Source organism: Aeromonas sp. 82P, from assembly GCF_051919365.1.
Classification (GTDB): Bacteria; Pseudomonadota; Gammaproteobacteria; order Enterobacterales; family Aeromonadaceae; genus Aeromonas; species Aeromonas veronii.
Genome location: NZ_JBQBEV010000001.1, coordinates 3,996,757 through 4,018,578 on the forward strand (window position 1 = coordinate 3,996,757; position 21,822 = coordinate 4,018,578).

The 21,822-nt window shown below is 61.3% G+C and carries 23 protein-coding genes; 4 read left to right on the top strand and 19 right to left on the bottom strand.

All coding sequences use genetic code 11. The annotated features are described in order from the left end of the window. Window positions 1–29: 29 nt before the first annotated feature. Complete coding sequence (locus tag ACTG2S_RS18175; protein ID WP_005335495.1) at window positions 30–596, bottom strand: TetR/AcrR family transcriptional regulator; 567 nt, start codon at window positions 594–596, stop codon at window positions 30–32. A 199-nt stretch (window positions 597–795) separates the two neighbouring features. Between ACTG2S_RS18175 and ACTG2S_RS18180 the strand changes: the two genes are divergently transcribed. Next, window positions 796–1,833: an alkene reductase gene (locus tag ACTG2S_RS18180; RefSeq protein WP_439983063.1), complete on the top strand. Its 1,038-nt coding sequence runs from the start codon at window positions 796–798 to the stop codon at window positions 1,831–1,833. Between the two features lie 114 nt (window positions 1,834–1,947). Here the strand turns inward: ACTG2S_RS18180 and rpoS are convergent, their stop codons facing one another. The 10 genes from rpoS to putP all read right to left on the bottom strand — a co-directional run bounded on the left by rpoS (window position 1,948) and on the right by putP (window position 10,411). Further along, window positions 1,948–2,931, bottom strand: a complete 984-nt coding sequence (gene rpoS, locus ACTG2S_RS18185) for an RNA polymerase sigma factor RpoS (protein WP_005362773.1) — start codon at window positions 2,929–2,931, stop codon at window positions 1,948–1,950. A gap of 45 nt (window positions 2,932–2,976) precedes the next feature. After that, window positions 2,977–4,047, bottom strand: coding sequence for a LysM peptidoglycan-binding domain-containing protein (locus ACTG2S_RS18190; RefSeq protein ID WP_279498699.1), 1,071 nt, complete (start codon window positions 4,045–4,047; stop codon window positions 2,977–2,979). Between the two features lie 9 nt (window positions 4,048–4,056). After that, entirely contained in the window at window positions 4,057–4,638 is a 582-nt protein-coding gene (locus ACTG2S_RS18195; RefSeq protein ID WP_021229508.1) for a YqaA family protein, read from the bottom strand. Then, window positions 4,635–5,252, bottom strand: a complete 618-nt coding sequence (locus tag ACTG2S_RS18200) for a protein-L-isoaspartate(D-aspartate) O-methyltransferase (protein ID WP_033138377.1) — start codon at window positions 5,250–5,252, stop codon at window positions 4,635–4,637. The genes ACTG2S_RS18195 and ACTG2S_RS18200 overlap by 4 nt, the downstream gene beginning before the upstream one ends. Window positions 5,253–5,259: 7 nt before the next feature. Next, window positions 5,260–6,021: a 5'/3'-nucleotidase SurE gene (gene surE, locus ACTG2S_RS18205; RefSeq protein WP_040068372.1), complete on the bottom strand. Its 762-nt coding sequence runs from the start codon at window positions 6,019–6,021 to the stop codon at window positions 5,260–5,262. Further along, window positions 6,002–7,060 carry a tRNA pseudouridine(13) synthase TruD gene (gene truD, locus ACTG2S_RS18210; protein ID WP_274160877.1) on the bottom strand — a complete coding sequence of 353 codons (1,059 nt, stop codon included), beginning with the start codon at window positions 7,058–7,060 and terminating at the stop codon, window positions 6,002–6,004. Before truD ends, surE begins: the two co-directional genes overlap by 20 nt. Next, window positions 7,060–7,536, bottom strand: a complete 477-nt coding sequence (gene ispF, locus ACTG2S_RS18215; RefSeq protein WP_005335518.1) for a 2-C-methyl-D-erythritol 2,4-cyclodiphosphate synthase — start codon at window positions 7,534–7,536, stop codon at window positions 7,060–7,062. The genes truD and ispF overlap by 1 nt, the downstream gene beginning before the upstream one ends. A 146-nt stretch (window positions 7,537–7,682) precedes the next feature. Further along, entirely contained in the window at window positions 7,683–8,375 is a 693-nt protein-coding gene (ispD, locus tag ACTG2S_RS18220; RefSeq protein WP_274160876.1) for a 2-C-methyl-D-erythritol 4-phosphate cytidylyltransferase, read from the bottom strand. Next, entirely contained in the window at window positions 8,368–8,685 is a 318-nt protein-coding gene (gene ftsB, locus ACTG2S_RS18225) for a cell division protein FtsB (RefSeq protein ID WP_005335520.1), read from the bottom strand. The genes ispD and ftsB overlap by 8 nt, the downstream gene beginning before the upstream one ends. A gap of 208 nt (window positions 8,686–8,893) precedes the next feature. Continuing rightward, entirely contained in the window at window positions 8,894–10,411 is a 1,518-nt protein-coding gene (putP, locus tag ACTG2S_RS18230) for a sodium/proline symporter PutP (RefSeq protein ID WP_144714152.1), read from the bottom strand. Between the two features lie 326 nt (window positions 10,412–10,737). On the opposite strand from putP, the gene ACTG2S_RS18235 reads away from it, so the two are divergent. After that, a complete protein-coding gene (locus ACTG2S_RS18235; protein ID WP_201946614.1) occupies window positions 10,738–11,631 on the top strand; it encodes a VirK/YbjX family protein in 894 nt (297 codons plus the stop codon). Between the two features lie 69 nt (window positions 11,632–11,700). On the opposite strand, the gene ACTG2S_RS18240 is transcribed toward ACTG2S_RS18235, so the two are convergent. The 8 genes from ACTG2S_RS18240 to ACTG2S_RS18275 form a co-directional block, all read right to left on the bottom strand. Continuing rightward, window positions 11,701–12,627 carry a L,D-transpeptidase family protein gene (locus ACTG2S_RS18240; protein ID WP_005354531.1) on the bottom strand — a complete coding sequence of 309 codons (927 nt, stop codon included), beginning with the start codon at window positions 12,625–12,627 and terminating at the stop codon, window positions 11,701–11,703. A 187-nt stretch (window positions 12,628–12,814) separates the two neighbouring features. Further along, window positions 12,815–14,056 carry a mechanosensitive ion channel family protein gene (locus ACTG2S_RS18245; RefSeq protein ID WP_076492576.1) on the bottom strand — a complete coding sequence of 414 codons (1,242 nt, stop codon included), beginning with the start codon at window positions 14,054–14,056 and terminating at the stop codon, window positions 12,815–12,817. A gap of 143 nt (window positions 14,057–14,199) precedes the next feature. After that, window positions 14,200–15,399 carry an acetate kinase gene (locus ACTG2S_RS18250; RefSeq protein WP_274160875.1) on the bottom strand — a complete coding sequence of 400 codons (1,200 nt, stop codon included), beginning with the start codon at window positions 15,397–15,399 and terminating at the stop codon, window positions 14,200–14,202. Between the two features lie 221 nt (window positions 15,400–15,620). Further along, window positions 15,621–16,091 (bottom strand): YhcH/YjgK/YiaL family protein, encoded by a 471-nt coding sequence (locus ACTG2S_RS18255; protein WP_274160874.1) that lies wholly within the window; start codon window positions 16,089–16,091, stop codon window positions 15,621–15,623. Between the two features lie 314 nt (window positions 16,092–16,405). Further along, window positions 16,406–17,512 (bottom strand): 1-acyl-sn-glycerol-3-phosphate acyltransferase, encoded by a 1,107-nt coding sequence (locus ACTG2S_RS18260; protein ID WP_005362790.1) that lies wholly within the window; start codon window positions 17,510–17,512, stop codon window positions 16,406–16,408. A 150-nt stretch (window positions 17,513–17,662) separates the two neighbouring features. After that, complete coding sequence (locus ACTG2S_RS18265; RefSeq protein ID WP_274160873.1) at window positions 17,663–18,361, bottom strand: aspartate/glutamate racemase family protein; 699 nt, start codon at window positions 18,359–18,361, stop codon at window positions 17,663–17,665. 126 nt (window positions 18,362–18,487) lie between these two features. Continuing rightward, a complete protein-coding gene (locus ACTG2S_RS18270; RefSeq protein WP_005335534.1) occupies window positions 18,488–19,078 on the bottom strand; it encodes a LysE family translocator in 591 nt (196 codons plus the stop codon). A 125-nt stretch (window positions 19,079–19,203) separates the two neighbouring features. Further along, complete coding sequence (locus ACTG2S_RS18275) at window positions 19,204–19,800, bottom strand: LysE family translocator (protein ID WP_005335536.1); 597 nt, start codon at window positions 19,798–19,800, stop codon at window positions 19,204–19,206. Between the two features lie 116 nt (window positions 19,801–19,916). Here ACTG2S_RS18275 and ACTG2S_RS18280 point away from each other — a divergent pair, with 116 nt between their 5' ends. Next, a complete protein-coding gene (locus ACTG2S_RS18280) occupies window positions 19,917–21,293 on the top strand; it encodes a PLP-dependent aminotransferase family protein (RefSeq protein ID WP_439983064.1) in 1,377 nt (458 codons plus the stop codon). A gap of 54 nt (window positions 21,294–21,347) precedes the next feature. Then, window positions 21,348–21,815 (top strand): hypothetical protein, encoded by a 468-nt coding sequence (locus tag ACTG2S_RS18285; RefSeq protein WP_439983065.1) that lies wholly within the window; start codon window positions 21,348–21,350, stop codon window positions 21,813–21,815. The last annotated feature ends 7 nt before the right edge of the window (window positions 21,816–21,822 follow it).

Consider the following 21,822-nt stretch of genomic DNA (forward strand, 5'->3'; position numbering starts at 1 on the left):
GGAGCCACTGTTGTTTCTGCGGTATCGCGTTACGCCCGCAAGGCCCGCATCAGCTGGGCGACCACGTCGTCGAGCAGGGGGCGATCGGGGCGGCACTGGGCGAAGGTGACCAGCCCTTGCAGGTTGATCAGCAGCAGTGCAGTGAGGGTGTGGATATTGCTATCCGGGGCCAGTTCACCCTTCGCCTGCGCCTGTGTCAGCAACTCGGCCAGATCCTGCTCCAGCTCGCCATAGATCCCCTTGACCCGCTGGGTCAGCTCCTCATCCTGCTCGCTCAGCTCCATCATGGTGCGGGTCACCAGACAGGAGCCGCAGAGCGCCTCACCCACAATCCGGTCGAGATAGGCCGCAAGGCCCGCCAGCGGGCTCGGGTTGTCGAGCAATGAGCGGCGCAGGGTGCGTTTGCCCTCGACATAGTGATCCACCGCAGCCAGCAGCAGGCCTCGCTTGTTACCAAAGGCGCCGTAAATGCTGCCCGGGTGCAGGCCGGTGGCAGCCACCAGCTCCTGCATGGTGGTTTTGGCATATCCCTTGGCGCGAAACGCTTCCATGGCATTTCGCAGTACCTCGTCCCGATCAAACTCGGCTATGCGCATGGTTCCTCCCGTGGGAAATGGTTCACCGGCAAGGAGCAACAGGGCCCGCCGATAAAGAGTGGCTGGAAAGGGCGGCAAGTTTACCCCAGCCGCCCGCTCGGGCCAACCTTCTTGAACGTGCATTCAAAAAAAGCTTGCGCCCGACGCAAAAAACGTCTTGAATGCACGTTCAAGAATAACCCGTTCAGGACAACCTATCATGAATACCCTGTTTCAGCCGTATCGACTCAATGACACTCTGACCCTTGCCAACCGTTTCATGATGGCCCCGCTCACCCGCTGCATGGCAGGCCCAGGTCTGGTGCCGACCGAGCAGATGGCAGCCTATTACGGCCGCCGCGCCGACATCGGCCTGATTGTTTCCGAGGACGTCATCATCCGCCCCGACGCGCAGGGCTACCCCAATACCCCTGGCCTCTTCACCCAGGCGCAGATCGATGGCTGGAAGAAAGTGACCAGCGCCGTACACACCAAGGGCGGCAAGATCTTCGCCCAGCTGTGGCACGTCGGCCGCCTCTCCCACCCCTTCTTCCATCAGGCGGAAGTGCTGGCCCCCTCTGCCGTGGCGCACGAGGGCACTGTGCCCCGCATGCGCGAGCTGACCTATCAGGTGCCGCGCGCCCTGACCGAGGCCGAAATCGCCCAGCTGGTGCTGGATTACGCCCAGGCCGCAGCCAACGCCATCGAGGCGGGCTTTGACGGGGTGGAGATCCACGGTGCCAACGGCTACCTGATCGACCAGTTCCTGCACCACTCCACCAACCTGCGCAGCGACAACTACGGTGGCAGCCCGGAAAAGATGAGCCGCTTCGCACTGGAAGTGGTCGATGCCATCAGCGCCCGCATCGGCGGTGATCGGGTAGGTATTCGCCTCTCTCCGGGTGCCTATGTCCATCTGGCGGGCAGCCCGGAAGATCGCGCCGTGTTCGACTATCTGCTGGGCAAGCTCAACGATCGCCCGCTGGCCTATATCCACCTCGGCATCTTCGATGACAACCTCACCTTCGATTATCTGGGTGGCCGCGCCTCCGACTATCTGCGCGCCCACTACAAGGGCAATCTGGTCGGCGTGGGCAACTACGACGCCGAGCGCGCCGCCGCAGCCATCGAGGCCAACCGCTTCGATCTGGTGGCCATCGGCCGTCCGCTTATCGCCAACCCGGACTATCTCGCCAAGGTGAAGAAGGGCGAAGCACTGGTGCCCTACGCCGACACCATGCTGGCTGAGCTGGTATAACCACGAAGCCATCGCCAGACGACAGGCAATAAAAAACGAGGGGAGCTGTTGCTCCCCTCGTGCTATCTGGCTGATGCGCTGATCAGTTGGTGCGGGCTTAATTGGTGCGGATGCTTAATTGGTACGAAATAGCGCCTCGATGGAGAGCCCCTGGCTCAGCAGGATCTCCCGCAGACGGCGCAGCCCCTCCACCTGGATCTGGCGTACTCGCTCGCGGGTCAGGCCAATCTCGGCCCCCACATCCTCGAGGGTGGCTGGCTCGTAGCCCAGCAGACCAAAACGACGGGCCAGCACTTCCCGCTGCTTGGGATTGAGCTCCTCCAGCCAGTGCACGATACTGCTACGCATATCATCTTCCTGTGACTCCAGCTCAGGCCCCATGCCGCGCTCGTCGGAGAGCACATCCAGCAACGCCTTGTCGCGATCGCCGCCGATGGGGGTGTCCACCGAGGTGATCTTCTCGTTGAGCTTGAGCATGCGATTCACATCGTCCACCGAACGATCCAGTGCGAAGGCGATATCCTCGGCGGTCGGTTCATGATCGAGACGATGAGAGAGTTCGCGCGCGGTGCGCAGGTAAACGTTTAACTCTTTGACCACATGAATGGGCAGACGGATGGTGCGGGTCTGGTTCATGATGGCCCGCTCGATGGTCTGGCGGATCCACCAGGTAGCATAGGTGGAGAAACGGAAGCCGCGCTCGGGGTCGAACTTCTCGACCGCACGGATAAGACCGAGGTTGCCCTCTTCGATAAGATCCAGCAGCACCAGGCCGCGGTTGTTGTAACGGCGGGCGATTTTCACCACCAGTCGCAGGTTGGACTCGATCATGCGCTTGCGGGCGGCTTTGTCACCGCGCAAGGCACGACGGGCGTAGTAGACTTCCTCTTCGGCAGTGAGCAGCGGGGAGAAACCTATCTCCCCCAGATAGAGTTGCGTGGCATCCATCACCTTGTTCAGCTCAGGTGCCAGCAACTCATCGGAGATAATATCTTCCGCCTCGGCGGCTACCTCCTGCAGCTCTTCTACCTCGTGAGATTCGGGTTCAGCGTCAAACTCTAACTCTGCATCCTGCATTACCAGTTGTTCTTGGCTCATGGTGTGTCTCCCTGACGTTACCAGAGTAAGACGGTCTCTCTGGGGTTAACGCTTTGGCAAATAGCTCATCGGATTGATCGACTTGCCTCTGTACCGGATCTCGAAATGCAATCGCACATCCGGCGCGTCCGTGCTACCCATGTTGGCAATGACCGAGCCCCCCTTGACGCTGTCCCCTTCCTTCACCCGCAACTCGTCGTTGTGTGCGTAAGCGGAGAGATAGTCATCATCATGCTTGAGGATAATCAGCTTGCCGTACCCCCTTAAAGCACTGCCAGCGTATACCACTTTACCGCTGCTGGCGGCATAGACGGGTTGCCCCTTCTGGCCGGCTATGTCGATCCCCTTGTTACCCTGTTCTGCAACAGAGAACCCCTCGACAATCCGGCCTTTTGCGGGCCAGTGCCAAGCGAGTCTCGACCGGGGGTTGTTTGTTTTTTGTTCTTTGGACTGAGCGTATTCCTTCGGTGCTGCCGGAGCAACGGATTTCTGAGAGATGAACGGCGTGGTCTGACCAGATCCACTCGGCTCGGCCAACGGACGCGGACCGCTGCTCGGACGACTCACGGCCACCGGCGTCACGGTTGCCGGACGAGTCGCAGCCACCATCTGGGTCGAACCGCCGCCTGCGGTCTGGACATTGAGCACCTGACCCGGTTGCAGCGCATAGGGGGCACTCAGGTTGTTGCTCTGGGCCAGCGCCTGCGGCGTCATGCCGAACTGGCGGCCGATGCTGCTCAGGGTATCGCCGCGGCGCACCTCATAGGTACCGGCACTGCGGCTGCTGCCAACACTGGCGCTGGAACCATCGAGTCGCAGTCGCTGCCCCGGATAGATGTTGTAGGGCGGACTGATGTTGTTGAGGCTGGCCAGCGACGGCACGTCGTTGCCGGAGTTGAAGGCGATAGAGTAGAGGGTATCGCCCCGCTTCACCACATAGCTGCCGCCCTGAATGGGGGCGCTGACCTGGGCACCACTCTGGCGAGCCGGAATGGTCGAGACAAACTGCCCCTCATCAACACCATCTACCGGAGCTGCATTTTTACTGGAGGAGCAGGCAAGCAGCAGCCATGACAACACCACGACACTGCTTCCTTGCCAAATACGCGAACGCATAATGGATCCTTAACGACTAAACCAGAAATAGGCCACCACGGCCAGACCAATACAGAGCCAACCGAGCACATCTACGTAGTGCATCAGTTTGCGTTCCATCTTCTCGCCACCCCAGCGCATCAGGCCCGCAACCAGGAAAAAGCGCATGCCACGACCGATGAGGGAGGTGATGATGAAGGGCAGCAGAGCCATTTGCAACAACCCTGCCGTCACGGTAAACACCTTGTAGGGGATAGGGGTGAAGCTGGCAATGAAAATGACCCAGATCCCCCACTGCTCAAACCAGTTGCGAGCAATCTCGATCTTGTCCTGATAGCCCACAGACTCCACCAGTGGCAGCACGACCGGATCCCACAGGGCATAGCCAAGGGCGTAGCCAAACAGGGCGCCCAGCACAGAGAAAAGGGTGGCCAGCGTGGCGTAGTGCCACGCCTTGTGGGGCTTGGCGAGCGCCATCGGTGCCAGCATCACGTCCACCGGGATCGGCCAGAATACCGACTCGATGAAAGCGGTGATGGAGAGATACCAGGGGGCATGCTTGTGGCGAGCCCACTGCATCACCAGTACGTACAAACGGGAAAACAACTTCACTCAACATCTCCGTCAATCAGGGGAACAAAACGTACCGGCTCCAGAATACGGCTGGTCAGCTGGGAGCCGGATCGTTCGATCAGCTGCAGGGTCTGCTGACTGTCACCCACGGGCAACACCAGTCGGCCCCCTTCGGCCAGCTGATCGGTCAGTGCCGTAGGGATCTCGCTCGCCGCCGCCGTCACCAGAATCGCGTCATAAGGCCCCTTGTTGGGCCACCCCAGCCAGCCGTTGCCGTGCTTGGCCGAGACATTGTGCAGATCGAGCTGGCGCAGTCGGCGTCTGGCCTGGAACTGCAGCGACTTGATCCGCTCCACGGTATACACATGCTCCACCAGATGGGCGAGGATCGCCGTCTGGTAGCCCGAGCCAGTGCCAATCTCCAGCACATGGGCAGGATCATTTTGCATCAGCAACTCGGTCATTCGCGCCACCATATAGGGCTGCGAAATGGTCTGGCCGTGGCCAATGGGCAGGGCGGTGTTGTCCCACGCCTTGTGCGCCATGGCCTCGTCCACGAACAACTGGCGCGGCACTTTCGCGATGGTCGCCAGCACGCGAAAATCGCGAATATCCTGCGCAATGAGCTGATTTAACAGGCGCTGTACTATCACACCACCCTCATCCCTGCAGATCTAACCAGGCCCCCAGACCGGCGAGACTGTCATAGGCAGTCATATCGATGGTCAGGGGGGTAATCGAGACATAGCCCTGCTCGATGGCAGCAAAATCGGTACCGTCACCGGCATCCTGCTGGCTACCGGGGGGGCCGATCCAGTAGATGGGCTGGCCACGGGGATCCTCGGTGCAGATCACCGACTCCGCCCGGTGGCGATTGCCAAGGCGGGTGGTCTTGATCCCCTTGATCTGCTCGAGGGGCAAGTCCGGCACGTTGACGTTGAGGATCTGATCGGCAGGCAGGGGGTGTTTCATCAACCCCTTCACCAGCAGGGCCGCATAGTGGGCCGCCGTGGCGAAGTGGGTCTTGCCCACCAGCGAGATGGCGATGGAGGGGTAGCCAAGATGGCGCCCCTCGGTGGCCGCGGCGACCGTGCCCGAGTAGATGACATCATCCCCCAGGTTGGCGCCGTGGTTGATGCCGGCCACCACCATGTCGGGTTCAGGGCGCACCAGCTCGTTGACCGCCAGATGCACGCAGTCGGTCGGCGTCCCCTTCACCGCATAGCTCTCGCACCCATTAAAGCCGTTTTCTGCAATACGGGTAACCCGCAGCGGTACTTCCAGCGTCAGGGAGTGACTCGCGCCGCTACGGTTGCGATCCGGCGCCACCACAATGACCTCGCCGCAGGCGCGCAGCGCCTCGCTGAGGGCACGAATGCCCTCGGCATGCACACCATCATCATTACTGACCAGAATTCGCATCGGTCTGATTCCTGAAACCGTGATCGGCCTCTTCGGCCTGCAATAACTCGCGCACCACGCTGGTGGCAAACGCGCCCGCCGGCAGGAAGAAGGAGAGGGTCAGCGCCTCGCCGTCCAGCTGCCAGCTCATCTGCTCCGGCTTGAGCAGCAGGGGGCGCCTGTCCTGATCCAGCCCGGCTTTCTCCAGCCCGTCACACCAATCGCTGTAAGGAGCCAGCACGCCCTGTTCGAACTCGGCAGCGGCACCCTGACTGGCCAAGCGGCCACGGCCCCACTGGGGCGCGGTGAGCTGCACGTCGCCGGAGGCAAGACGCGCTTCCAGCTCGGGGGTCACGCTCTCTTCGCTGAAGATGGAGTGGCTGCCCTTGAGCATCACGCAATCACCGGCCAGCAGCTGATGAGCCAGCCCCTGCTCGATACGGGCGCTGACAATGGCGTTGAACAGCATGCTGCGGGCGGCAGAGAGGTAGAGTGAGCGCTTGTTGCGATCCTTGATCCGCTTGCCGGCAAACATCGCCTTGGCCGCTTCCAGGTTGTTGCCATCGCGGCCAAAACGCTGCTCACCATAGTAATTGGGCACGCCCTGAGTGGCGATGGCCTGCAGGCGCGCTTCCAGCCCGTCGGCCTGTTCCAGACCAGTGAGACGCAGGGTGAAGTGGTTGCCCTTGAGGTAGCCAACCCGCAATTTGCGGTTGTGACGCTTGGCTTGCAGGATCTGGATGCTGTCGCTCTCGATAACCGACAAGTCCGGTTCGGCCTTGCCCGGCAGGTGAATGCCAAACCACTGCTCGGTCACCGCGTGGCGATCTTTAAGGCCCGCCCAGGTCACCGCATTGCGGTTGACACCGGCCGCATCGGCCAGCAGACCCGCCACCCAGGCGGTGTTCTCGCCGGTTTTGCGCACCCGGACGAAGATGTGCTCCCCTTCACCGCAAGGCTCAAACCCGAGATCTTCATTGACCACGAAGTCGGCGGCCTCGGCCTTGAGGATACCGCGGGCAGTGGGCGCCCCGTGCAGATAGGCAAGTTGTTCCAGCATTATTGTTTCACCAGTAGGACGACGGCTTCGGTGGCGATCCCTTCCTTGCGCCCCGTAAACCCAAGCTGTTCGGTGGTGGTCGCCTTGACGTTCACCCGGTTCAAATCACATTGCAGATCGGCGGCCAGCACGGCGCACATGGCGTCGATATGGGGGGCCATTTTGGGGGCCTGGGCGATGATGGTCACATCCAGGTTGCCGATGGCATACCCCGCCTTCTGTACCCGGGCAAAGACATCACGCAGCAGGATGCGACTGTCGATCCCCTTGAACTCGGCAGCGGTATCGGGGAAGTGGCGACCGATGTCACCGGCACCGATGGCCCCCAGCAGGGCATCGCTCACCGCGTGCAGCACCACATCGCCGTCAGAGTGGGCAACCAGCCCCTGCTCGTAGGGAACCGGCACGCCACCCAGCATGCAGGGGCCAACACCACCAAATTTATGAACATCAAAACCATGACCAATGCGCATCATCAGCGGCAACCTCCCAACATGCTGAAACCAACCCCATCAATTTTGTGTACGTCCACACCATGTCCAATCCGGATCATGCTAACTCCTTGTTCGGGCCTGTTTGTTCGAGACACTCTGCTCTGAACGGTCTGTTCTGACTGAGGGGCTTATGCCTGCTGGCTTAAAAACAGCCCCGCCAGCGACAAGTCTTCCGGCCGGGTCACTTTGATATTGTCGGCGCGCCCCTCCACCATCCGCACCGTGAATCCGGCCCGCTCCATGGCGGAGGCCTCGTCGGTGATGGTGGCGCCCAGCAGTAGCCCCTCTTCGAGCGCCCGTTTCAGGGCACGGGTCGGGAACATCTGCGGCGTCAGGGCATGCCAGAGCTGCTCGCGCTCGACGGTAGCGATGATATTGCCCTCCCCATCGGAGCGTTTCATGGTATCGCGCACCCGACTGCCGAGAATGGCGCCGCCGCAGCCCATAGCCGCGGCAATCAGCGCATCGAGATCGCCGTGAGTCAGACAGGGACGGGCCGCATCGTGCACCAGCACCCACTCTCCTTGCGCCACATGGAGACCATTGAGGACGGAAAAGGCGCGCTCGGCGCCTCCCTCTACCCGCACAATGCGCGGGTCGGCCGCCACGGGCAGGGCCTCGAACCAGCGGTCATGGGGCGCCAGCGCCACGATCACCTGGGCGATGGCCGGGTGGGAGAGCAGCCGCTCCAGGGTATGTTCGAGAATGGTTTTACCCGACAGTTGCAGGTACTGCTTGGGGCAATCGGCCCCCATTCGGCTGCCGATACCGGCGGCAGGGACGATCGCCGTCAGGCCGGATACCCGGCTGGCATCAGTCATCGTAGGGCTCATCGTCCGGCGCTGTCTCTTTGTCTTTCTCTTTGGGGATGATCCGGTAGAAGGTCTCCCCCTGCTTGATGTAACCCAGATCGTTGCGCGACAACTCCTCGATGGCCTCGAGGCCAGAGGTGAGATCATCTATCTCGCGGTAAATGAGGTCGTTACGATCCTTGAGAGTCTGGTTGTCCCGCTGTTGCTGCGAGATGGCCTCCGACAGGTTCTGATAATCGGATAGCCCGTTCTTCCCCAGCCAGAGGTCATATTGCAGTCCCCCCAGCAGGAGGATCAGGATCAGGGTGAATAGCCGCATGCACTAGGTCTCCTTCAGGCGGCCTAGTGTCCCATATTCGGTGCCAAGACAAAAGAAAGCGAGCACCCGGGAGCCACCGGCCGAACATAAAAAAGTGCCCAAGAGTGAATCAGATAGCACAAAGCCCCGCCAAACCGGTGCAAGGATGGCCAACCAGGGCGCTCCTTGTCCGGGGGCGGGGCTCTCAATCAGAAAGCGGTAAGGGGGATCAGTTCACCGCGACCGGCTCTCCCGCGCTCTCGGCCGGAGTGTTGTACTCCTCCTCGGCATCGCGGAAACGCTCCAGCATCGCTTTTGAGGGCGCTTCGCCCATCAGGCTGCCCACCACGATGGCCAGCAGTGCGAACAGGAAGCCCGGGATGATCTCATACAGCCCAAGCCAGCCGAACTGCTTCCAGACGATGACGGTGATGGCACCGACCAGCATGCCCGCCAGCGCACCGTTGCGGGTCATTCGCGGCCACAGCACCGATAGCAGCACCACGGGACCAAAGGCGGCACCGAAACCGGCCCAGGCGTAGCTCACCAGCCCCAGCACCCGGTTTTCCGGATTCATGGCAACGGCGATGGCAATCACCGCGATCAGCAGCACCATCAGGCGACCCACCCACACCAGCTCACGCTGGGAGGCGTTCTTGCGCAGAAAGGGCTTGTAGAGATCCTCTGTGATGGCGCTGGAGCAGACCAGTAATTGACAACTTAGAGTGCTCATCACCGCCGCCAGAATGGCGGAGAGCAGCACACCGGCGATCCAGGGGTTGAACAGGATCTTGGATAGCTCGATAAAGACCCGCTCCGGGTTGCCGGTCACCCCAGCCGCCACTTCCGGGAAGCGGGCAAAATAGGCCAGACCGAAGAAGCCGATGGCCACCGCGCCTGCGAGGCAGAACACCATCCAGGTCATGCTGATGCGGCGGGCATTGGCCATGGAGTGGTGGGAATCCGCCGCCATGAAGCGGGCCAGAATGTGGGGCTGACCAAAGTAGCCAAGGCCCCAGGCCATCAGCGAGACAATGGCGATCACATCCAGATTCTTGAACATGTCGAGGTTGGTAGCGCTCTTGGCGGCCACCTCGATCATGGCGCTGTCCACCCCACCGACGGCGATGATGACGAAGACCGGGGTCATGATCAGGGCGAAGATCATCAGGGTCGCCTGTACCGTATCGGTCCAGCTCACCGCGAGGAAGCCGCCGAAGAAGGTGTAGGTAATAGTGGCGGCGGCACCGACCCAGAGGGCGGTGTTGTAATCCATGCCGAAGGTGCTCTCAAACAGACGGGCTCCGGCCACCACGCCGGAGGCGCAATAGATGGTGAAGAAGAGCAGGATCACCAACGCCGAGAGGATGCGCAGCACCTTGCTGTGATCTTCAAAGCGGTAGGTGAAGTAGTCCGGCAGGGTCAGGGCGTTGCGGTTCTTCTCGGTATGTACCCGCAGGCGACCCGCTACCCAGCGCCAGTTGAGGTAGGCGCCGATCACCAGACCGATGGCAATCCAGCTCTCGGAGATGCCGCTGACGAAGACGGCGCCGGGCAGCCCCATCAGCAACCAGCCGCTCATGTCGGAGGCGCCGGCGGAGAGAGCGGTCACCCAGCTCCCCATCCGGCGGCCGCCCAGAATGTAGTCATCAAAGTTGCGGGTGGCGCGATAGGCGACGAAGCCGATCAACACCATTCCGAGGATATACACCAGGAAGGTGATTAACATGGGTGTGCTAGCTGTCATGCAAAACTCCGTTTTGTGTCATTTTCTGCCCACTCTGTTGACGGGCTCATCCCTAAAAAACCGGCCTAGCTTAATCAGCCGTTCGCGCCAGCTCAACCACTTTTAACAAACACAAAACACAATAAAAACCTTTGCGCATCAAATCATCTGCCGCATCAAGAGGATGGCGCCAGATTTCCTGCCGTGGCCGTGGCTGCCATATCGCCGCAACGGCGGCTATTGAGCGTTATGTTTTCACACTTTGTTACTATCCATTTTTTTACAAGCCAGCGCCCCGCACCTACACTCCCCGCCCTGTCTCATTACACCAGTCAGAGGTCGGCACCATGTCATCTCATCTGTCACACCTGCGAACCCTCGCCCGCCGCCTTCATCCGGTGGAGGAGTCGGGTCATCTCATCCGACGGGCCAAGTATGTGGGGCGTCTCTGGCTCAATCCCGGTGCCCGCGCCCTCTACCGCCAGCAGCAGGAGCAACCGCTGCTGGCGCAGGCGATCAGCCGCTTTCCCGATATTCTGGAAAAGCCGATCCACCCCTATCGCCATAAGGGGCTCAGCAAGCACCTGCGAGCCGGGCTTATCAGCGGCCACTACCAGCAGCTGGCACGTCAGCTGCCCAAGGCGCAACAACTGGCAATCTACAGCGGGCGCGGCCTGCTGCTGGCCCAGTGGCAGAGCGACAAGCTGACGGCCCCCCTCACCCTGCAACTGGATTACCAAACCCACATGGGCAAAGAGGGGGAGATGAGCCTGACCCTCAAGCTGGGTGACGCGGCGCTCTATTACATGGCCCTCAATCTGCGCCCCGCGCCGAACCCGACCCTCGAGATCTGTTCGCTGCAGGGCGGCAAGGGGCAGAGCGAGGAGATCAAGCAGGTCACCAAGGCGTGCGGCGGGCTGCGCCCCATGTCCCTGCTGGTCTATATGGCCGCCGAGCTGGCCCGGGGGTTGGCGTGCAACACCCTGCTAGGGATCCGCACCCAAAGCCACGTCTATCAGAGCAGCAAGCGCACCGCCGATCGGGTCAAGTTCGATCTCGACGGCTTGTGGCAGGAGCATCAGGGCAGCGTGCAGGATGAACTCTGGATGAGCCTGCCGCTGGAGGTGCCCCGCAAGACATTGGAGGAGATCCCCTCCCGCAAGCGGGCCAGCTACAAGGCGCGCTATCAGCTGCTCGATCAGCTCGGCAGCGAGCTGCAGGCAAATCTGCTGCGAAGCTGAGTCAACGCAGCAGAAACAAAAAGGGCGAACAGCATGCTGTTCGCCCTTTGTCGTGACGGGGATTTGCCCTTAGCGGTTGATCGCCATCGGCATGCCGTTGCGCTGCTCCAGCGCCTGCTTCACCAGTTGGGAGTCGCTGTCGGCATGGGCAATGAAGCGGGTCACCGCCGGGGTCATCGGCAGCGGTGCCGGCAGCTTGGAGTTGAACTCCTCTTCGCTGCGCGACAGCGGCTGATGCACTTCCAGATAGCGGACACCGTTGGGCTCGAGAGAGGCCTTGATCGGCTGGTTGACGAACTGGACGCGGGTACCGACCGGTACCTGCTTGAACAGGTAGGCGATGTCGTCGTTGCGCAGACGCACACAGCCGTGGCTCACCCGCAGGCCGATGCCGAAGTTGGCGTTGGTGCCGTGGATGGCGTACATCTTGCCGATGTAGAGGGCAAACAGACCCATGGGGTTGTCCGGGCCGGCCGGCCATACCGCAGGCAGGCTCTCGCCACGGGCGGCATATTCGGCATGCATCTTGGCGGTCGGGGTCCAGGTCGGGCCCGCTTTCTTGCGCTGCACGCTGGTCACCCAGTTTTCCGGGGTGTCGGTGCCGAGCTGGCCGATGCCGATGGGCAGCACTTCCACCACTTTTTTACCCTTGGGGTAGTAGTAGAGGCGCATCTCGGCCACGTTCAGCACGATCCCTTCACGGGGTGCATCCGGCAGGATCAGTTGCTGGGGGATCACCAGCTTCTCGCCGGTCTGTACCAGCAGGGGATCTGCATCGGGGTTGGCTTCGGTCATGTTGGTGAGCCCCAGCTGGAATTTGGCCGCAATGGCCTCCAGCGGCTGGCCGTTCTCTTCGGCCGGAACCACGTATTCCAGATTTTCCCCTACCAGACGGCTGTTGGCCGCAGGCAGAGCATATTCAACAGCGAAAACCGGCGCAGCGGTCAGCAGCAGGCTGTAGCAGAGTGTTGCCACACTATTGCGAAGGAGCTTCATAACTTTCCCATGATGATGACTTGAAGTGACGTCTCTGGGCTGGCAGCTGATCAAGAGGGGATCAGGGGCGCGAAGAGAAGGCCGCCATTTTTCTCCTCTGCACGGCAAATTTCAACTGACAAGTGGCGACGGGTCAATGATTAATATACGGTTTTTTCCGCGTCCTCGACCCGCCCCATTTCCCTGTTTATCCCCGTTGCCAGGCACGCATATCGTAACCTGTGGGAGATTGATGCAACCGCAGATGAAATTGCTCAATGATGGCGAAGATATGGTCGAAAATATCGGCCTGGATCCCTTCGTAATCAGCCCATGCGGTCGTCGCGGTAAAGCAGTAAATTTCCAGCGGCAAACCGTCTGACGTGGGTGCCAGCTGGCGCACCATCAGGGTCATGTCCTTGCGAATGCCGGGGTGGGCGCGCAGGTAGGCATCCAGATAGGCGCGCAGGGTGCCGAGGTTGGTGAGGTGACGACCATTGATGGGACAACTCAATGCATCGCTCAGCTGCTGGTTGTAAGCGCTCAGTTCCTGCTCCTTGCGACTGAGATAGGGAGCCAGCAGTTGCGCCTGCTTGAGCTGCAACTGCTCCTCGGCCGTCAGAAAACGCACGCTAGTCATGTCGATATTGACGCTGCGCTTGATGCGGCGGCCGCCCGACTCGGTCATCCCCTGCCAGTTCTTGAAAGAGTCGGAGATCAGGGCATAGGTGGGAATGGTGGTGATAGTCTTGTCCCAGTTCGACACCTTGACCGTGGTGAGGCCGATGTCGGTCACCTCGCCATCGGCGCCGTACTTGTCCATCTGCAGCCAGTCACCGACGCTCAGCATCCGGTTGGCGGAAAGCTGGATCCCCGCCACCAGCCCGAGGATGGGGTCCTTGAATACCAGCATCAGCACCGCGGTCATGGCACCCAGACCGCTGAACAGGAACAGCGGCGACTTGCCGAGCAGCAGGGCGATCATCAGGATGCCCACCAGAATGCTGCCTACCAGCTTGGCCCCCTGGAAGATGCCGCGCAGGGGCAAATCCCGACCAAGACGGGTGTAACGGCTCACCGATAAAACGCAGTCAAGCAGAGCAAAGAAGGCCAGCAGCAGGAACAGCAAAATCCAGAGCTGGGCCACCATCTCGATAAGCTTGAGGCTATCCGATTGGCGGGGCAGCCAGATCTCCGCCTGACCGAGCAGCACGGCCCCCTGCAGCACAAAGGCGAGCCGGTTGAAGAGGCGCTGTTGCAGCTGGGGCGGCAGCCATACCTGCTTGGCCTTGCCGAGGATCCCCACCAGCCGGACCAGCAGCACCCGGTGCAGAGCCATGTGCAGCAGCAACGAGGTGATGACGATAAAGCCCAGCGCGATCACCAGCGCCATCATGCTGGTCACTTCCACCCCAAGGCCCGACAACCAGTTAAAAAACGCCTCTTTCATTGCTCTCTCCCGAACCGGGCAGCCCGCTGGCTGCAAAAACAGTGGTGGTCAGGGTACCGCTCCCCTCCCCCATGTCAAATCGGTGAACGCCAGAAACGACAACGCCCGGCACAGGCCGGGCGTTGTTTCAGAGCGAGGCTGACTTAGCAGACCAGGCTCAGGGCATCGCGAGCGATGACCAACTCTTCGTTGGTCGGGATCACCATGGCGCAACGGCTGTCGGCGGTGGTGATGCGACCTTCGCCACCCAGTACTGCGGCGTTGTTGGCATCTTTGTCCACCTTGAAGCCGAACAGGGCCAGACGCGCCAGCACCATCTCGCGCACCATGGCGGCGTTCTCACCGATACCACCGGTAAAGACCACTGCGTCCAGACGACCGTCCATCGCAGCGGCATAGGCGCCGACATACTTGGCCACACGGTAGGTGAAGACATCCAGCGCGCGCTTGGCACCGGCGTCGGTGGCGTAGTTGGTGGTGACGTAGCGGCAGTCGCTGCTCGCTTCGGTCATCCCCAGCAGACCGGACTCACGGGTCAGGGTGTGGTTGATCTGCTCCACGCTGTAACCGAGCTGGTCGTGCATGAAGAAGACTACGGCCGGATCGATATCACCGGAGCGGGTACCCATCGCCAGACCTTCCAGCGGAGTCAGACCCATGGAGGTGTCAACGGATTCGCCGTTCTTGATGGCGCAGACAGAGGCACCGTTACCCAAGTGGCAGTTGATGATGTTCAGTTCATTCAACGGCTTGCCCAGCTCTTTCGCGGCTTCTTCCGCGATGTAGCGGTGAGAAGTACCGTGGGCACCGTAACGACGGATGCCGTGTTCGCGGTAGAGCTTGTGCGGCAGCGCATAGAGGTAGGCCTCTTGCGGCAGGGTCTGGTGGAAGGCGGTGTCGAACACGGCCACGTTCTTCTCGGACAGCTGCGGGAACACTTTCAGCGCGGCGCGAATACCGATGAGGTGGGCCGGGTTGTGCAGCGGGGCGAACGGAATGGCGGCTTCGATACCGGCGATCACGCCGTCATCGATACGCACGGAGCGGGAGAACTGCTCGCCACCGTGTACGATTCGGTGACCGATGGCCACCAGTTGCTCGGCAAGAGTCGGATCCTGCGGCAGGATGTGACCCACGATATGGTCGAGGGCCTCCTGGTGAGCGGCACCCGCTCCCAGCATGGCTTCGCCCTTGACCCCGTGGAGTTTCCATTTGATACGTGCATCATCCAGATTGAAGCATTCGGCCAGGCCGGACAGCATGTCCTCACCTGTTTCGGCGTCCATTACGGCAAATTTCAGGGAAGAGCTACCGCAGTTAAGGATCAATACCAACTTGCTCATTTTCTACATCTTCCTGTGCTTCGGCTTTATGCCGACAGTGTCGTGTCATCCAAAAGAGGATGGGATTCCCCTGCCGGGGGCTTATGGTCGCAGGAGGGTGCGTCCAATTTTTCAATTCTTGCTCTTGAAAGAGTGATCGCAACTTGTGGTGCGTATCACTGGTTTCAATGCTTGCGAGTCTCAACGCATCAGCTGCGCAGGGCTCGCCTCAATGGGAATGCTCAGGCGATAGCCAGCAGATCCTTGTGTACCTTGACCACCAGCTTCTTCACCTTGGCGGGCTGGTTGAAGGTACAGAGCGGGCGGTGCAGCTCGCCCGGCCAGAAGATGGCGAAATCGCCTGGTTGCAGCGCCAGATAGCTGGTCTGCTCGTCATCGACAAACCAGAGGTCGGGATGGGGATGGTCGGCGCCGTCGCTCACGTAGTCGTGGGGGCCCACACCTATCCACTCTTCACCGCGCAGCAGCAACTGGATATCGAGATACTGCTGATGGAATTCGCCACGGCGATCCGCAGTTGGCTCGGTCAGATCCTCGCTCACCAGACAGAACAGGTTGAGGCCATCGATCTCGCTCTTGCCGAGCGGAGCGTCACCCCAGTGAGCCACGCTCTTCACCACCTCGGCCATGATGCGGGCCAGCGGGGCGGGCAGCGGCGTCCGCTGCAGGGTGTTCAGGCTACCGGTGATCATGGCGTCTGTTTCCTGTTAGGTATATCTGGGCGGCATCTTTGCCAGCCAATGAAAAAGGACCTGTGACAGGTCCTTCAATAATGCCGTCTGCAATCCGTGCAAACCGGTTTAGAGCTTTTGCTCATGTTCAGCTATATGGGCACTGTTACACACTCGTCAGCACCTTGCCAAGAGACATAATCCCATTTTCATAGTGATCGTACCAGCTGAAACCATATTATTCACCACCCTTTTCCCCTCGACTTTGACCAGACGCAAAAACGGGCGCATCAGCGCCCGTTTTTTTCGCAAAACCGTTTAGATACCGGTTTCATTCAAGCCTTTTTGGCGTTTTCCACCGGTTTGGCGTACATGGCACGCCAGATCGCCTTGTGCTCTTCCGGCACCTCAGACTGACGGGTCAGGAAGGCCGCCTGTTCGATGGTATTGGCCTTGCCGGAGACATCGGCCGCCAGATAGTTGCTGGGGAAGAGGTGGTAGCTGCTCCAGATCGCCTTGTCGATTAGCGCGGCCAGTTCGTCCGGATCGCTGAAGCCCTCGGTGATCGGCGCACCGAAGGAGACGTGTACCCGCCCCTTCATACCGACGATACCGGCGACGATACTCTCGATATCCTCGAACTCGCCCTTCTCGTAGCTGCCGTTGACCGACTTCTCGTAGAGCTCGCGCGCCTTCGCCTTGTCGGTCGGGTCCAGCTCGTAGCTGATGCTGACCGGCACGATATTGAGGCTGCGCATGTAGTCGACGAAGTCGATCTTCTGCTTCTTGCCGTCGACGTAGAACATCTTGAGGATGGCCGGATCTGTCTTGTCATCGCCATTCTTGGCGCGCCCTTCCTTCTGGGCAATCCAGATGGAGTGACCTTCGTGAACCGAGTTGCCAATATAGGCAGACAGCTCGCCGAGCGCCTTCATCATCTCCCGCGGCCCCTTGGCGGAGCGTTTGACGATAAAGCTCTTGTTGAGCTTCATCAGCTCGGTAGCGCAGGGTTTGCGCAGCAGGTTGTCACCGATGGCGATGCGCACGGTATCGAAACCGTGGGTGTGTAGCCCCCAGTTGACGAACGCCGGGTCCATGGCGATGTCTCTGTGGTTGGAGACAAACAGATAGCCCTGCTCTTTCTTAAGATGCTCGATCCCGGAGAAGGTCACCCCCTTGGTGGAGGTGGCGATCATGCGGGACATATACCGGGTAACCCCCATCTGGACCTGATGCACTGTGGTCACTTTTGACCATTTGCGGCGCAGGAACAGGCGGATCATCGGGCGGATGGCCCAACCCAGCCAGCTCATCAGGGAACCGAAACGATACTTGGCGATGGCGCCGATAAATTCATCATCCTGGATCAGCCGTTCGATGGCTGCCGGCACTTCTTCATCGCGGTAGGGGCGAATATCCGCGAATCTATCTACTTCAGTCACAATGTCAGCCTTGCATGCTAGGAAACCGCAGCCAACCCGCGTTGGCCGGGGAAAATTCAGGGCGCAATTTTACACGCTTTTATGGCAAGGGGTATGAGACAAGCATGAATAGTATGGCAAGGGGTATGAGACAAGCATCTGACCAGTTTATTAATCGGATGCCAGTGCCAGCGCGACCGCCGCTTCGGCATGGATGGCAGTGGTGTCGTAGAGCGGCACTGCCGCCCGGGCATCGCCCACCAGCAGGGCAATCTCGGTACAGCCGAGGATCACCGCCTCGGCACCCGCGGCCGCCAGCCCCTCGATAATGGCCAGATACTCGGCCCGCGATGATTCGCGGATCTCCCCCAGACAGAGCTCGTCATAGATGATCCTGTGTACCCGCTCCCGCCCGGCCTCATCGGGTACCAGCACCGCCAACCCGAAACGCTCCTGCAAGCGCCCCTTGTAAAAATCCTGCTCCATGGTGAAGCGGGTGCCGAGCAGGCCGACCCGGGTTATCCCGTCCGCCCGTAATTTGGCCGCGGTAGCATCGGCGATATGGAGCAGCGGGATATCGATGGCCGCCTCAATCTCGGGGGCCACCTTGTGCATGGTGTTGGTGCCGATCAGCAAGAAATCGGCGCCGCCATCCTGCAACTTGCGCGCCTCCGCCGCCAGCAGGCGGGCGGTAGCGGGCCAGTCACCGGCATGCTGCAACCGCTCGATACCGGCAAAGTCGACGCTGTTGAGCAGCACCCGCGCCGAGCGCAAACCGCCGAGCTGTGCCCGCACCCCGCGGTTGAGCGCCTGATAGTAACTGACGGTGGACTCCCAGCTCATGCCACCCAGCAGACCGATACATTTCATATGAACTCCTGTCATCCCAAGGGAGGGCAGAACCACGCCACCTTGCAGGCAAGGCCACGCGGACGAGATAAAAAAGGCCCCGCAGGGCCAACAAGACAGCCGGTAAAGGCCCGGGTCAACCCCGGGCTAAATCCAGATCATCCCGACACAGGCGGCCGTCGCCAGCCCCATGCCAAGATTGAAACGCCGCCAACCCCGGGCAGTGCGGATGATTTGCCGCACCTGGGCACCAAACAACACCCAGAACGCCCCGGTGTAGAGGCCGGTAATAAAGAAGATCACCAGCACCCAGAGCGCGGAGGGCCAGTAAGCCTCCCCCGCCAGGGTGAAACCGCTGATGGCGGAGAGCGCCATCATCCATGCCTTGGGATTGAGCAGTTGCAGCATGGCCCCCTGATGGGCGGGAATGAGCGGCCGGTTCCCCTCGGCCGGGCCGCTGGCGGTCGCCACCTTCCACGCCAGCCAGAGCAGATAGGCCGAGCCGATAAGCTTGAGGCCATCGTGCAGCAGCGGCACCTTCTCGAACACCACGCCAAGCCCCAGCGCGGTAGCGAGGATCATCAGATTGATCCCCCCCACCACCCCCACCAGCAGGGGAATCGTGCGGCGAAAACCCTGCGCCGCCCCGGCGCTGGTGAGCAACATATTGTTGGGCCCTGGCGTGCCGCAGGTAACCAGGGCAAACCCCGCCAGGGGCAGTAACCAGTTCAGATCCATCTCAACCTCTTGTCGATGCAACGCCCCCGTTATGGGGAAAGCCTTCTAATATGCAGAGCCAACCCCGTGGCGACAAGTCAGAAATGCCTCTTTCTAGGCCACCTCCCCCATCAGCACAACACGGCTCAATACCAGAGCATCACCACGCAGAGCGCCGTCAGCAGACCGAGGGATCCGTTGAGTCGGCGCCAGCCCCGATCCGAGCTGATCCAGTTGCTCAGCTGATGGCCGAACAGTACCCAGACAAAGCAGACCGGCAGGGCCACCAGTACAAACATGACCATCACTGCCAGCTGACTCGACCAGTAACTGGCGCCGGGCAGGCTGAACAGACTGATGGCGGAGATCCCCATCATCCACGCCTTGGGATTGAGAAACTGAAAGCCCAGCCCCTCCAGCATGGTTAGCGGACGGGCCCTCCGGGCCGGATCCCCCGGCGCCCCGGCCACCGCGATACGCCACGCCAGCCACAGCAGATAGAGGCTGCCGAAGATCTGCAAACCGAGGCGTAATAAAGGCCAGCGCTCGAACAGCGGATAAAGCCCCAGCGCCAGCACCAGTTGCAACACCGGCTGCCCCAGCCCCACCCCGAGCAGATGTGGCAGGGTGCGACGCACCCCGAAGTTGGCGCCGGAGGCCGTCAACATCAGGTTGTTGGGCCCCGGCGTACCGCAGGTGAGTACGGCAAAACCGAACAGGGTGACATACCACTCCATCGTCATATTGTGACTCCTTGCTCGCCACATTGTATCGATACAATGTGTGCTATTTGGTTGTTATCAGGTTGAAATTCACGCTATATTGACAACAAATTTTGATCAATGGATTTATTGTCACCATGACAATCTGGACACCCGACCTTGCTGCCTTCGATGGCCCCCTCTACCTCAAGCTGGTCAAAGCGATCGAACAGGGGATCGTGAATGGCGAGCTGCCACCACAGACCCGATTGCCTACCCACCGATCCCTGGCGGATCGTCTGGGTGTCACCGTCGGCACCGTCACCCGCGCCTACAGCGAGGCGGAGCGGCGCGGCCTGCTGGCCGCCCGGGTGGGTCACGGCACCTGGGTCAAGGGAGCGAACACGGATCCCGCCAATGAGTGGGTGATCCGCCAGGAGGAGGGGCACCGCATCGAGCTGTGGCAAAACCTGCCGGTGCAGCTGGATCGGGCGGCCATCATTCGCCCCATGCTGGGGGAAGTGGCGGACGGGGATCTCAACGCCCTGCTCGGCTACGACAAGGAGGCGGGACGACCGGATCAGCGCCAGCAGTTCGTCAACTGGCTGGCGGAGCAAGGGGTGGCCTGCAGTGAGGATCGCCTGCTGTTCAGCCACGGCGCCCAGCACGGCATCATACTGGCGCTGCTGGCGACCGGCTGCGTGGGGGAGACCATCCTGTGCGAGGGGCTGAGCTACCCCGGTATGCTGGGTAACGCTCGCCAACTGAAGAATCAGGTGGTGGGACTGGCGATGGATGAGGAGGGGCTGCTGCCCGAGGCGCTGGACGCCGCCTGCCGTACCCGCCGGGCCAAGCTGCTCTACCTCACGCCAACCCTGCAAAACCCCACCACCGCCATCATGAGTCTGGCGCGGCGGGAGGCCATCGTCGCCATCGCCCGTCGCCACGATCTGCTGATCATCGAGGATGACGTCAACGGCCTGCTGCCCCAGCAACCGGTGATCCCTCTGGTCAATCTGGCGCCGGAGCGGGTCATCTATCTGGGTAGTCTGGCCAAGATCGCCTGCGGCGGTCTGCGGGTGGGCTTCGTGCTGACGCCCCCCGCCCTGCGCAGCGCCTTCGCCCAGACCATGCGGCTGTCGAGCTGGATGGTGAGCCCGCTGCTGATCGAGCTCGCCTGCAAAATGGTCAGTCAGCGCCAGATCATGCCGCTGGTCGAGCAGCAGCGGGAGATCCTCAAACGCCGTGGCGAACTGCTGCGCCACCTGCTGCCCGCCGCCCGCTGGCAGCCGGGCAGCATGCACGCCTGGCTGCCACTGCCTGAGCCCTGGCGCAGCCAGCAGTTTGCTGCCGCCGCCGATGCCCTTGACGTTGGCGTGGCGAGCGGGGAACACTTCGCCGCCGGTCAGTTTGCCGCTCCGCAGGGGGTGCGCCTGAGCCTGAGCCAACCCGCCACCGACGCCCGAGTCGGCGAAGGGCTGGCCCGTCTGGCCCAACTGCTGCAGGGGACGCCCCCCAGCAATCCCCTGCTATAGTCAGGGCCAGCCGACCTGACCTTCACGCTTCATCGCCATAGCCAAGGAGATGCCGTGCCCCCCATCAGAGCCGCCCTGCTGCTTGCCACCCTGTTGTTGGGTGGCTGCGCCTCGTCAACGACCCACCAGCAGCTGGGGGCCGCGCTCAATGGACTGGAAGGGAAGTTGCAACGACTGGAAGAGGAGCTGGCGGCGATGAACGGCCTGCACTATCAAAAGGCGATCGATGCGCCGCTCAGTTTGCGCCGCGCACTCGGGGCGCCGCAGCCCACGCCAGAGGGGCTGGTGCCGGTGGCCAGCAAGCTGGAAGATGGGCCACTCCTGCGCTATCAATACCGTCTGCCAGCGGGGATGGCGAGCCTGCCCCAGGACAACCTCTGCCAGCGCTACGAGTTCGAGCTGCGCCATCTGGGTCGCCTCGGCAAGCTGGAATTAAGCTGGCTGGGGGAACAGGGCAAGGGGTCACGGCTGATCCGCCAGAGCGATTGCCCCTTCGGGGCACAGGCCCGCCCTCGGCAATAACAGGTTG

Coding starts and splice junctions, on each gene's coding strand:
- ACTG2S_RS18175 (WP_005335495.1), bottom strand. CDS start 596: ATGCGCATAGCCGAGTTTGATCGGGACGAGGTACTGCGAAATGCCATG.
- ACTG2S_RS18180 (WP_439983063.1), top strand. CDS start 796: ATGAATACCCTGTTTCAGCCGTATCGACTCAATGACACTCTGACCCTT.
- rpoS (WP_005362773.1), bottom strand. CDS start 2,931: ATGAGCCAAGAACAACTGGTAATGCAGGATGCAGAGTTAGAGTTTGAC.
- ACTG2S_RS18190 (WP_279498699.1), bottom strand. CDS start 4,047: ATGCGTTCGCGTATTTGGCAAGGAAGCAGTGTCGTGGTGTTGTCATGG.
- surE (WP_040068372.1), bottom strand. CDS start 6,021: ATGCGAATTCTGGTCAGTAATGATGATGGTGTGCATGCCGAGGGCATT.
- truD (WP_274160877.1), bottom strand. CDS start 7,060: ATGCTGGAACAACTTGCCTATCTGCACGGGGCGCCCACTGCCCGCGGT.
- ispF (WP_005335518.1), bottom strand. CDS start 7,536: ATGATGCGCATTGGTCATGGTTTTGATGTTCATAAATTTGGTGGTGTT.
- ispD (WP_274160876.1), bottom strand. CDS start 8,375: ATGACTGATGCCAGCCGGGTATCCGGCCTGACGGCGATCGTCCCTGCC.
- ftsB (WP_005335520.1), bottom strand. CDS start 8,685: ATGCGGCTATTCACCCTGATCCTGATCCTCCTGCTGGGGGGACTGCAA.
- putP (WP_144714152.1), bottom strand. CDS start 10,411: ATGACAGCTAGCACACCCATGTTAATCACCTTCCTGGTGTATATCCTC.
- ACTG2S_RS18235 (WP_201946614.1), top strand. CDS start 10,738: ATGTCATCTCATCTGTCACACCTGCGAACCCTCGCCCGCCGCCTTCAT.
- ACTG2S_RS18240 (WP_005354531.1), bottom strand. CDS start 12,627: ATGAAGCTCCTTCGCAATAGTGTGGCAACACTCTGCTACAGCCTGCTG.
- ACTG2S_RS18245 (WP_076492576.1), bottom strand. CDS start 14,056: ATGAAAGAGGCGTTTTTTAACTGGTTGTCGGGCCTTGGGGTGGAAGTG.
- ACTG2S_RS18250 (WP_274160875.1), bottom strand. CDS start 15,399: ATGAGCAAGTTGGTATTGATCCTTAACTGCGGTAGCTCTTCCCTGAAA.
- ACTG2S_RS18255 (WP_274160874.1), bottom strand. CDS start 16,091: ATGATCACCGGTAGCCTGAACACCCTGCAGCGGACGCCGCTGCCCGCC.
- ACTG2S_RS18265 (WP_274160873.1), bottom strand. CDS start 18,361: ATGAAATGTATCGGTCTGCTGGGTGGCATGAGCTGGGAGTCCACCGTC.
- ACTG2S_RS18270 (WP_005335534.1), bottom strand. CDS start 19,078: ATGGATCTGAACTGGTTACTGCCCCTGGCGGGGTTTGCCCTGGTTACC.
- ACTG2S_RS18275 (WP_005335536.1), bottom strand. CDS start 19,800: ATGACGATGGAGTGGTATGTCACCCTGTTCGGTTTTGCCGTACTCACC.
- ACTG2S_RS18280 (WP_439983064.1), top strand. CDS start 19,917: ATGACAATCTGGACACCCGACCTTGCTGCCTTCGATGGCCCCCTCTAC.